This is a genomic window from Streptomyces sp. NPDC104096 (genome assembly GCF_055584385.1).
On the sequence record NZ_JBVJMD010000164.1, the window covers coordinates 1 to 1,243 of the forward strand.

A 1,243-nucleotide genomic window follows, 5' to 3' on the forward strand; every position below is an offset into this window, starting at 1 on the left:
GCATCCAGAGCAGCGCTTTGATCATTTCTATTTCAGCCTGCAGGCGGCGGTCGCCGGTCTTGGCATTGCGATGGGCCCGTGGCTGCAAGTGCGAGACGATCTGGCCGCCGGCTTGTTGAGCGCGCCGTTCGGTTTTATGCCCGACGGCAGCGGCTATTACCTGCTGTCGCCGCAGCCGATCGTGCCCGGCAGCGCGCTGGCTCGGCTGGCCGAGTGGTTGAGGCTCACGGCAGACGCCTGAGTTTTTGCGCCAGCCGCTGTTCCTGCCAGCGGCTGAAGACGTTACGAAGCAGCAGAGTGCGCACCGCCCGCATGACCAGCGCGAGGCTCATGCCGCCGATCGCCCACAGCGACCAGAGATAGTGCGGATGGGTAAAGACGTTGACAGCGAGCAATATCGCACCGATGACGGCGAAACGCACCGCCATGCTCAGCAGTTTGCCTTCTGCCGCGACCTGGCGACGAAGACGTTGTTCGTCAGGCGTCTCCTCCCCCATTGTCGTCTGTTGCGGCTGTGCGTTGAGATTGCTGACCTGCACGCCCAGCGCGGCGGCGATCGCGGTCAAGGTTTCCAGGCTGGCCTGTTCGCCGTTTTCAATCCGCTGTACGGTGCGGGTGCTGAGGCCGGCGATGGTCGCCAGCTGCTCCTGCGACCAGCCTTTTTCCAGACGTAATGGCCTGATGCGATACTTTTGCATGGTGCACTCCTGAGTTCGCTGTCACTGTCATTCAGTGTAGGGTGGGCGGGGTAGCTGCGCCACGACAGCGGCACGACAGCGACACGACACCCGCCGCCGGCGCGGGCTGGCGAGCAGTCAGAAGGCGACGTTGCGGATAAAGCGCAGCGGGAGATCGCCGTGGTTGGCGTAGGCGTAGCGTTGATCGCTGTTGAAGGTTTGTGCGGTGCCCGCGCTGAGCGTCAGCGTGCCTTGTTCCAACTCCAGCGTCAGGGTACCGGCAATCACGTAGATCATTTCATTCCAGCCTTCCGCGTCCGGCGCAGAGTCATAGCGCTCGCCCGGCATCAGCGTCCATTCCCACAGCTCGGCCCGTTGGCGCGCCGGCACGCTGGCGGCGAACAGCGCCTGGCTGCCCGGTTGCGCGCCTTGCCAGGCCAGTTCCCCCACCAGATGGTCGCCGCGCGCTTCCGGCGCCTGGATCAGATCGGTGAACGAAATCGTCAGGGCAGCGGCGATCTTGTCGAGCACCGCCAGGCTGACGTTGCGATCGCCGGCCTCGATGC

Annotated in this window: 3 protein-coding genes; 1 reads left to right on the plus strand and 2 read right to left on the minus strand. The window is 64.5% G+C overall.

From position 1 onward, the window contains the following. On the plus strand, nt 1-241 hold a 241-nt coding region (locus ACZ60B_RS42995), incomplete at its 5' end, for a LysR substrate-binding domain-containing protein (RefSeq protein WP_469397569.1). Here the strand turns inward: ACZ60B_RS42995 and ACZ60B_RS43000 are convergent. Then, nucleotides 225-698, minus strand: a complete 474-nt coding sequence (locus ACZ60B_RS43000) for a helix-turn-helix domain-containing protein (RefSeq protein WP_025302332.1) — start codon at nt 696-698, stop codon at nt 225-227. The genes ACZ60B_RS42995 and ACZ60B_RS43000 overlap by 17 nt on opposite strands. Nucleotides 699-815: 117 nt before the next feature. Then, nucleotides 816-1,243, minus strand: a 428-nt coding sequence (locus tag ACZ60B_RS43005) for a cupin domain-containing protein (RefSeq protein ID WP_469397571.1), incomplete at its 5' end; no start/stop codon positions are given.

Coding starts and splice junctions, on each gene's coding strand:
- ACZ60B_RS43000 (WP_025302332.1), bottom strand. CDS start 698: ATGCAAAAGTATCGCATCAGGCCATTACGTCTGGAAAAAGGCTGGTCG.